Source organism: Trueperella sp. LYQ143, assembly GCF_046599595.1.
Classification (GTDB): domain Bacteria; phylum Actinomycetota; class Actinomycetes; order Actinomycetales; family Actinomycetaceae; genus Trueperella.
Window position 1 is genome coordinate 97,921 of sequence record NZ_JBKIWR010000012.1, and the last position, 8,839, is coordinate 106,759.

Here is an 8,839-nt window from a genome sequence, read left to right on the forward strand (position 1 = left end):
ATTAAGGAGGTGAGTGATGCCAGCTTCGCAGGATTGGTTAGCTAAAGATTTCTATGCCGCCCTTGGGGTGAAGAAAGACGCCACGGAAGCGGAGATTAAGAAGGCATACAACACCTACGCCCGCAAGTATCATCCAGACCGCAACCCTGGAGATCAGGAGGCGGAAAAGAAATTCAAAGCGGCGGCTGAGGCCTATCAGGTGCTGTCAAATGCTGAGGATCGTAAACAATACGACGCTCTGCGTTCGATGGCCGGTGGAGGTCCTCGTTTCTACGGTGGGCAAAGCGGCGGATTTGAAGATATTTTCAGCTCCTTTGCGCAAGGTGCGAACGGCAGTGCGCACTTCGGTGGCAGCGCTGGTGGCGGCGGCTTTGACGATATTCTCTCCTCGCTCTTTGGCGGTGGCGCCGCAGGTGCTCAGGGTGGTAATGGGTTCGGCGGTTTTGGCGGGTTTGGATCGCGCCGGCGCCCGGAGCGTGGTGCCGATGTGAGTGCCAATATCTCCATCCCATTACGAGAAGCAGTTGATGGAACGACGGTAACCGTCACGCATAATGGCCAAAAGGTGACGGCGAAAGTTCCACCAGGCATAACTGACGGGCAGAAGGTGCGGATCACTGGGAAAGGTCAGCCGGGGCGTAATGGCGGGCAAGCCGGCGATATTCTGGTGACGGTACACGTCGAGCCGCATCCGGTTTATGAAGTGAAAGGCAAAGACGTCTACGTCAATGTGCCGATTTCCTTCGATGAAGCTGCTTTAGGAGCAACTATTGAGGTGCCGACGATCACTGGCAAACATGTGAAAGTCAAAATTCCAGCTGGATCAAGCACGGATAAGTTGTTGCGGGTACGGCATAAGGGGATTGAGACGAAACGCTTATCCGCCGGCGATATGTACGTGCGTTTGAAGGTCGTTGTTCCGAAGCGGCTTACTGAGGAAGCACGTCAAGCCGTGGAGGCGTTCCGTGAGGCAGCCGCTGGTGTTGACCCGCGTCAGGAATTCACGGAGATGGCTAAACTGTAAGTTAGAGACGAGAGGTTTCCACGGCGGAGGGTACATAATCTGCCGTGGAAACGGGCAGTTTTGTGGGTGCTGCTGGTTGAAGGAGGGAACATGTCGAAAATATCGAGAAGCGCGCCGATCTTATCGGTATCCGTCGCGGCCGAGCTCGCTGGCATGCATGCCCAAACTGTTCGTCAATACGACCGCATGGGATTAGTCGTCGCTAAACGCACGCAAGGCGGTGGGCGACGCTACTCCCTCAACGATGTCGATAAACTCATTGAGATTCAACGATTATCCCAGGACGAAGGGGTGAGCTTGGCAGGGATTGCCCATATTTTTACCCTGCAAAACAAGCTGGAAAAGGCGCAGCGGCAGCGAGCGGCATTGGAACGTGAAAACGCCGCATTGCGCGAGGCTGTCGTGGCGCTACGCGAAGAGCTCGCTCAGCATGAGCAGCGCTCCGATCGAGTATTTGCGGTTAATCCGTCCGGTGATGTGTTAGTGGTGGATCGCCGCAAGCATTTGCGTTCTCAGTTACGCACCCAGTCCTATTCGCATAGCACAGATATGACGGTGTGGCGCCCAGCGACGATAATTTCAGGCAATCTTCCCTAACGCTCCCTATTGGCGAGCTATTGCCGATATGCTAGATAGGATGGTTCCGCAGTGTAGCGGATTTTCCTAGGGCAGAAGGGAATACCTGTGAAGAACAGATGGAAAGCAGTAGGGATTCTCGCCGCGTCTACGTTAGCTATTCCTCTGGGCGTCTTGCCGGCACAGGCAGCGCCAGCCGGTGACTCCGTCGTCATCAATGAGGTATATGTGCGTGGATCGAATGGCGATCAGGCGTACCGCGATTTTGTTGAGCTGTACAACCCGACAGATAACCCGATTACGTTGGATGGAATGTCCTTGCAATATTTCTCCCGTGGCGGGAAAGTAGGCAATGGGGTTACTGCATTATCGGGAACGATTGCTGCAAAAGGCTACTTCTTAGTTTATGGTGCAGCTCCGAATACTGCGCCACCCACCGAGCTGAAAGTTGACGCATCGGGTGGGCTGAATCTCTCGGGTTCAGATGGCACGGTTGTTTTGGCCAAGGGTAAAGAGGCCCTGAATTTGCCGAATCCCTCGGATACTGCGCAAGCCGATACCGTGGTGGACGCATTCGGATACGGCACGGCAGGTATTACAGAAAAGGCAACCTTCCGGCAGGCAACTCGGGGTGCGCAGTCGTACCAGCGGGTCAGCGAGGGTGTTGATACGAACGACAACTCCGTGGATTTCCGGATTGCTGACGCGACTCCGATGAATTCAACCGGCTCGGCCCTGCCAGGAACCGATCCAAAGCCCGACCCGAATCCGAAGCCTGATCCGGATCCAAATCCAAAACCGGATCCAGACCCGAAGCCGGATCCGACACCGGAGGCGCAGGTTCTGCCTATTGCCACTATTCAGGGGCAGACGGATACTACCCCGTATGATGGCAAGGCTGTGACGACGGAAGGCATCGTGACGGCGGTCTACCGTACTGGCGGCTTTAACGGCATTTACCTGCAGACCCCTGGTACGGGAGGGACGCAAGATGGAGCCGCTTCGCACGGTATCTTCGTCTATTCTGGAAAAACTGGCATGGTCGATAAGGTCGCAATCGGCGACTATCTGCGTGTAACGGGCACGGCAGGTGAGCATTTTGGACTGACGCAGATCTCGGATCCGAAGTGGGAAAAGCTCACTCGCACGGAGGCAATTAAAGATCCCGTTCCGGTTAAGCTTGCGGAAATTCCTGCTGGTGATGCGGCTCGCGAAAAGCTAGAGGGCATGCTTGTTGAGGTGACCGGTCCATACACCGTGACGAATAACTATACGACGAATCGTTACGGTGCTTTTGACGTTATCCCTGGTCTAGAGCCAATGATCCAGCCGACAGAGAAAATGAATCCGGCTGACGGGGATTTGGCCGCAGTAGTCGCAAGCTATAAGGCGAAGTTGTTGACAATTGATGACGGATGCTCGCGCGATTACACGAATTTCAAGCAGGGGAACGACCTCGTTCCAGTTCCCTACCTCAATGTTGCTAATCCGGTTCGGGTTGGAGCACAAGTAGAGCTCAAGCGTCCGTTCGTCCTCGATTATCGTCATCAGTGGAATCTTCAGCCGACTGAGCCGATTAACGTTGCTGGTCCTGATGATCCGGCTGCCGTCGTGGATAACACCGATAAGTGGGTCAGCTTTGTGAATAACACGCGAGAGGCAGCACCGGGAATGCTTGGCGGGGATATTACGATCTCCTCGTTCAACGTCTTGAACTACTTCCCAACGACGGGCGTTGAGGTTGGATGTAAGTCGGGATATGCGGATCGTAAGGGTAATTTCATTACTACCCGAAACTGTGATCCGCGTGGCGCGTTCCGTGCTGAGGATCTAGAGCGGCAAGAGACGAAGATTGTTAAGGCAATTAATGCCTTAGATTCGACCATTTTCGGTTTGGAAGAGATCGAAAACTCTGCCACGTTAGGGAAAGATCGCGACTATGCCTTGAATAACTTGGTGGCGAAGCTCAACGCCGATGCGGGTTATGACAAGTGGGTTGCGGTACCTTCTCCGGCTAAAGTTCCGGCAAGTGAGGACGTCATTCGGTTGGCCTTCATCTATCAAAGTGCGAAGGTTATGCCGGTAGGAGAGTCCAGTATTCTCATTGGTAATGAATACTTCACAGGATATGCTCGCGAGCCACTGGCCCAGAAGTTCCAGGCGAAGGATGCTCAAGGAAAGGGCGTCGGACCGGAGTTTGTGGTGTCGGTAAACCACTTTAAGTCCAAGGGCTCCTTGGCGACGAAGTTCCCCGACGATGCCGATGAGTTCCAGGGGAACAACAATAAGCTGCGTACGGCTCAGTCGCAGGCGCTCGCGGCATGGTTGAAGCAGAGCTTTGGGGATGAGCCGACGTTCATCCTTGGCGATTTGAACTCCTACTCGGCTGAAGATCCGGTTCGCGCCCTGGAGGTAGCGGGCTATGCCAATGTGGCTGAGAAGCTGACGAAGTACAGCTACCAGTACAGCGGTTATATGGGGTCTTTGGATCACGTCATGGCCAATAAGGCGGCGCAAGCATTAGTGGCGGGCGTGGACGTATGGAATGTCAACGCGGTCGAGCCGATTGCTTTCGAGTATTCGCGGTACAACTACAACGTGAAGGTCAATGAGCTCTTCGATCTCACGCCGTATCGTTCTTCGGATCATGATCCGATTAAGGTTGGTCTGAAGGTGCTGCCGACTCCACAGCCCACACCGGAGCCGACCCCGCAGCCAAAGCCTGAGCCGGTTCCAACGCCAACTCCGACGCCGGCACCTGCGCCAAGCCCGACGCCACATCATCCAGGTGTTATCGCTGTTGGCAATGCGCCGACGGCAAAGTTGCCTCATACGGGTATGGCCGCTGGTTCGTTGATTGCTACGGCTGGCGTGCTCATGCTGCTCGGTACGGCTGGGGTGTTGACCAGCGCAGCGACGAAGCGGCGCACGCGCTAGCGGGTGAATCGCTCATGCGGAGATACAGATCTGGGAGGGCTGCGGAGGATAATGCGCGGCGCGCTGTTGTGATCTGAGTTTCTCTCGCGTACATATTGTTATCTGTTGTGACGGCGGCTGGGAGTTCGCTCCTGGCCGCCGTTGCGCGTCGGTGGGGACTGACTTGTAAAATCGCGGGTATGAGTGGTCGATATGCTCCGTCTCCGACGGGTGATTTACATCTGGGAAATCTGCGAACAGCGTGGTTGGCGTGGGCGTGTGCGCGCCGGTACGGTCTAGATTTTCAGGTGCGGATGGAGGATATTGATGAGCGCTCGCGTCCGGAGTTCTATGATCGCCAGTTAGCGGATCTGCATTCCTTAGGGATTGATTGGGATGGGCCGGTGATCTACCAGCGGCAGCGGGTTGAACGCTATAGCGAATTGGTGGCGCAGCTATGGGAGGCAGGGCATTTGTATGAATGTTATTGCACCCGCCGAGAGTTGGCTCAGGTGACGTCGGCTCCGCATGCGCCAGCGGGGGCGTATCCCGGAACCTGCCGTGATCTGAGCGAGGAGGAACGAGAGCGCGGGCGAGAGAAATGCCGGCAGTTGCGTCGAGAGCCATCTTTGCGTTTGCGTGCCGAGGTGAGCCATTGGACGGTATGCGATGTGCGCGCTGGAGAGTATTGCGGCGTGGTGGATGATTTTGTTGTGCGCCGTGGGGATGGCGCGTATTCGTATAATTTTGCCTCAGTGGTAGATGATGCCGAGTTTGGGGTGACGCAGATTGTGCGCGGGGATGATCTGTTGCCCTCTACTGCGCGTCAGGTTTATCTGCAGCAGGTGTTAGGGTATCCGACGCCGTCGTATATTCATGTGCCCTTGGTGCTCAATAGTGACGGGGTGCGTTTAGCGAAGCGGGATGGGGCGGTGACGTTGCCCCAGCTTGCTGAGTGTGGGTGGAGTGCCGAGCAGGTTCGGGAGCTAATTTTGGGATCTTTGGGGTTGCCGGTTGAGGTGCAGCCAGAGAATTTTGATCCGTGTCAGATCCCGGATGAGCCGTGGCGTGTGGATGTAGCGGCTTTGAGTAGTGGGCCGGCGCACTACTGAATTTTTGTGCCTGATGGGTCGGTTTTTCTGCTGGAAATAGGCAGTGCGTTTGCCGTGTGTGCACGTGGTAGATGTGAAGCGCGTATTGCTGGTTGCGCAGTCTTTGGCTGGGTGGTGCGTGCGCGGCGCGTGACGTTTTGAATGGCTGATGAGAGAGGGATGGTCGGTTTAGGCGGCTGTTTCGTTGGCTGGTACCTCGGTCGTGCTGGTGTTGCGGTATGGCTAGCTCGTGGTTTGTAGGGGCGTGTGCTGAATTCTTGGGACTTTGCCGAGAGCGGAAGTATATCTGGCTATTATCTTCCAGTGGATCTTGTTAGGAATAGTTGAGTGGAGTATGCTCAATGTTAGAACGTGAATGGGCGACGTGAAGTCGCATAAAACGCAGATGTCATAACGATGCTCGCGGGCATTGGAGGGAAGAATGGATAAGCTTACAACCAAATCGCAGGAGGCGCTGGCAGAAGCGATTGAGATAGCAACTCGCGCCGGCAATCCGCATCTCGAACCCACACATTTATTGGTGGCTTTGCTCAACCAGCGCGGCGGAGTAGCGCAGGCGCTGTTGGAGTCTATCGGTGCGCGCAGTGCTCCTATTATTCAACGGGCTACCGCCCAATTGGCAACTTTCCCTGGTGCTTCCGGGGCTTCCGTCAGCCAGCCGCAGGCCTCTCGGAATATGTCGCTGGTGTTATCGGATGCGGGGAAAGAAGCCACAGCATTAGGGGATTCGTATATCTCAACGGAGCATTTGCTTCTCGCTCTGGCGGCAAGCCAACATTCCGCAGGAGATATTCTGCGGGAGGCGGGTGTTACTCGCGATCAGCTCATCGCTGCTTTGCCTCGCGTGCGCGGTTCTCGCACGGTCGATAATCCTGATCCAGAAGGAACGTTCCAGGCCTTAGAGAAATACGGGGCAGATCTGACGGCGGCTGCTCGTGAGGGCAAGTTAGATCCGGTGATTGGGCGTGATAGTGAGATTCGCCGCGTCGTTCAGGTGCTTTCGCGGCGCACGAAGAATAATCCGGTTTTGATTGGTGAGCCAGGGGTCGGAAAGACTGCTGTAGTGGAGGGTCTGGCACAGCGCATTGTCGATGGCGATGTGCCGGAATCCTTGCAGGGTAAGCGCCTGATTTCGCTCGATATCTCAGCAATGCTAGCTGGCGCGAAATATCGGGGAGAGTTTGAAGAGCGCCTGAAGGCGGTCTTGCAGGAGATCAAGGAATCTGACGGCGAAGTGGTCACTTTTATTGACGAGCTGCACACTGTTGTCGGGGCTGGGGCTGGAGCAGATTCAGCTATGGATGCCGGTAATATGCTCAAGCCGATGTTAGCGCGTGGCGAGCTGAGGCTTGTCGGGGCAACCACCCTTGATGAATATCGCGAGCATGTGGAAAAGGATCCGGCGCTTGAACGCCGCTTCCAGCAGGTGTACGTCGGTGAGCCCTCGGTTGATGATACGGTGGCAATTCTGCGTGGGATCGCGCCGAAGTACGAGGCTCATCACAAGGTGACGATCTCGGATGGCGCACTTGTGGCGGCGGCCAGTTTATCGGACCGCTATATTTCTGGGCGTCAGTTGCCTGATAAGGCGATTGATCTGATTGACGAGGCGGCCTCCCGTTTGCGCATGGAGCTGGATTCTTCGCCGGAAGAGATTGACGCATTGCGCCGGCAAGTTGATCGTCTGACGATGGAGAAGTCCTATCTTGAAGATACTGAGGAAATGAATGCCGACGCGGGAGCGGCTGACCGCTTGGAGCGGATAGAAGCGGAACTGGCAGATAAATCCGAGGAACTTGCTGCACTAAATGCGCGCTGGGAAGCTGAAAAGTCGGATCGCAATAAGGTCGGAGATCTGCGGGTGCGCCTAGACGAATTGCGGATCGAATTAGAGAAGTCGATCCGTGAGGGGCGGTACGATGACGCGGGTCGCCTGCAAAATGGGGATATTCCTCAGGTTCAGCGTCAGATTGAAGAAGCTGAGGCGGCAGAAGAGCGCATCACTGAGCCGATGATTGCGGAGCGGGTAGATGCTGACGGTATCGCGGAAGTCGTGGCAGCGTGGACGGGGATTCCAGTGGGGCGTTTGCTCCAAGTAGAGACGGAAAAGCTGTTGACGATGGAGGATCACATTGGCAAGCGGCTCATTGGTCAAACCCGTGCGGTTGCGTCGGTTTCTGACGCGGTACGGCGTTCGCGTGCGGGCGTTGCCGATCCACATCGTCCTACTGGTTCGTTTATGTTCCTTGGGCCGACGGGCGTCGGTAAAACAGAACTGGCCAAATCTTTGGCGGATTTCTTGTTTGATGACGAGCGGGCAATCGTGCGTATCGATATGTCGGAGTATTCGGAGAAACATTCTGTTGCGCGTTTGATTGGGGCGCCTCCCGGATATGTGGGATACGAGGAGGGTGGTCAGCTCACTGAGGCGGTGCGGCGGCGCCCTTATGGTGTCGTGCTGTTAGACGAAGTGGAGAAGGCACATCCGGAAGTATTCGATATTCTCTTGCAGGTCCTCGATGATGGCCGGTTGACGGATGGGCAAGGGCGCACTGTCGATTTCCGCAATACGATTCTCATTTTGACCTCGAATATCGGATCGCAGTTCCTGACCGACGAGGCATTATCGGAGGAGGGGAAGAATGAGGCGGTCATGGGTGCGGTGCGCATGCATTTCAAGCCGGAGTTCCTCAACCGTCTCGATGACATCATCGTCTTTAGCCCATTGACGATTGATGAGATTGGGCAGATTGTTGACCTCAACATTGAGCAGCTTGTGGCTCGTTTGGCTAGCCGCCGAATCTCCTTGGAGGTGACGCCTGCCGCGCGGTCATTCCTCGCATTGGACGGTTATGATCCGGCGTATGGGGCACGCCCATTGCGCCGCTTGATTCAGCGAGAAATCGGGGATCAGCTGGCGCGGATGCTATTGGCAGGGTCGGTTGCTGATGGTGATGTGGTGCGCGTCGATGCGCCGCAGTTGGATAGCTCAGTATTAGCGCAGGATGGCCAGGAGCACCACCTGCTCTTGCAGGTGGTAGGCTCGCGCGAAGCTGGAGCGCCTAGCAAGCATGAAGTGTAGCAGTGGGGGGGGGGGGGGGGGGGGGGGGGGGGGGGGGGGGGGGGGGGGGGGGGGGGGGGGGGGGGGGGGGGGGGGGGGGGGGGGGGGGGGGGGGGGGGGGGGGGGGGGGGGGGGGGGGGGGGGGGGGGG

At 56.3% G+C, this 8,839-nt stretch carries 5 protein-coding genes; all 5 read left to right on the plus strand.

Translation table 11 applies throughout. The features are described 5' to 3' along the window. Positions 1 to 16: 16 nt before the first annotated feature. The 5 genes from ACLHIL_RS05745 to clpB all read left to right on the plus strand — a co-directional run bounded on the left by ACLHIL_RS05745 (position 17) and on the right by clpB (position 8,710). Positions 17 to 1,024 carry a DnaJ C-terminal domain-containing protein gene (locus ACLHIL_RS05745; protein WP_411296999.1) on the plus strand — a complete coding sequence of 336 codons (1,008 nt, stop codon included), beginning with the start codon at positions 17 to 19 and terminating at the stop codon, positions 1,022 to 1,024. Positions 1,025 to 1,114: 90 nt separating this feature from the next. Continuing rightward, positions 1,115 to 1,621 (plus strand): heat shock protein transcriptional repressor HspR, encoded by a 507-nt coding sequence (locus ACLHIL_RS05750; RefSeq protein ID WP_411297000.1) that lies wholly within the window; start codon positions 1,115 to 1,117, stop codon positions 1,619 to 1,621. Positions 1,622 to 1,708: 87 nt separating this feature from the next. After that, positions 1,709 to 4,537, plus strand: coding sequence for an ExeM/NucH family extracellular endonuclease (locus ACLHIL_RS05755; protein WP_411297001.1), 2,829 nt, complete (start codon positions 1,709 to 1,711; stop codon positions 4,535 to 4,537). A 179-nt stretch (positions 4,538 to 4,716) separates the two neighbouring features. Then, a complete protein-coding gene (gluQRS, locus tag ACLHIL_RS05760; protein ID WP_411297002.1) occupies positions 4,717 to 5,628 on the plus strand; it encodes a tRNA glutamyl-Q(34) synthetase GluQRS in 912 nt (303 codons plus the stop codon). A 421-nt stretch (positions 5,629 to 6,049) separates the two neighbouring features. Then, a complete protein-coding gene (gene clpB / locus ACLHIL_RS05765; RefSeq protein WP_411297003.1) occupies positions 6,050 to 8,710 on the plus strand; it encodes an ATP-dependent chaperone ClpB in 2,661 nt (886 codons plus the stop codon). The last annotated feature ends 129 nt before the right edge of the window (positions 8,711 to 8,839 follow it).

What these genes read in the sequence shown, in the direction of transcription:
- ACLHIL_RS05745 (WP_411296999.1), top strand. Translation starts at nt 17, where the DNA reads ATGCCAGCTTCGCAGGATTGGTTAGCTAAAGATTTCTATGCCGCCCTT.
- ACLHIL_RS05750 (WP_411297000.1), top strand. Translation starts at nt 1,115, where the DNA reads ATGTCGAAAATATCGAGAAGCGCGCCGATCTTATCGGTATCCGTCGCG.
- gluQRS (WP_411297002.1), top strand. Translation starts at nt 4,717, where the DNA reads ATGAGTGGTCGATATGCTCCGTCTCCGACGGGTGATTTACATCTGGGA.
- clpB (WP_411297003.1), top strand. Translation starts at nt 6,050, where the DNA reads ATGGATAAGCTTACAACCAAATCGCAGGAGGCGCTGGCAGAAGCGATT.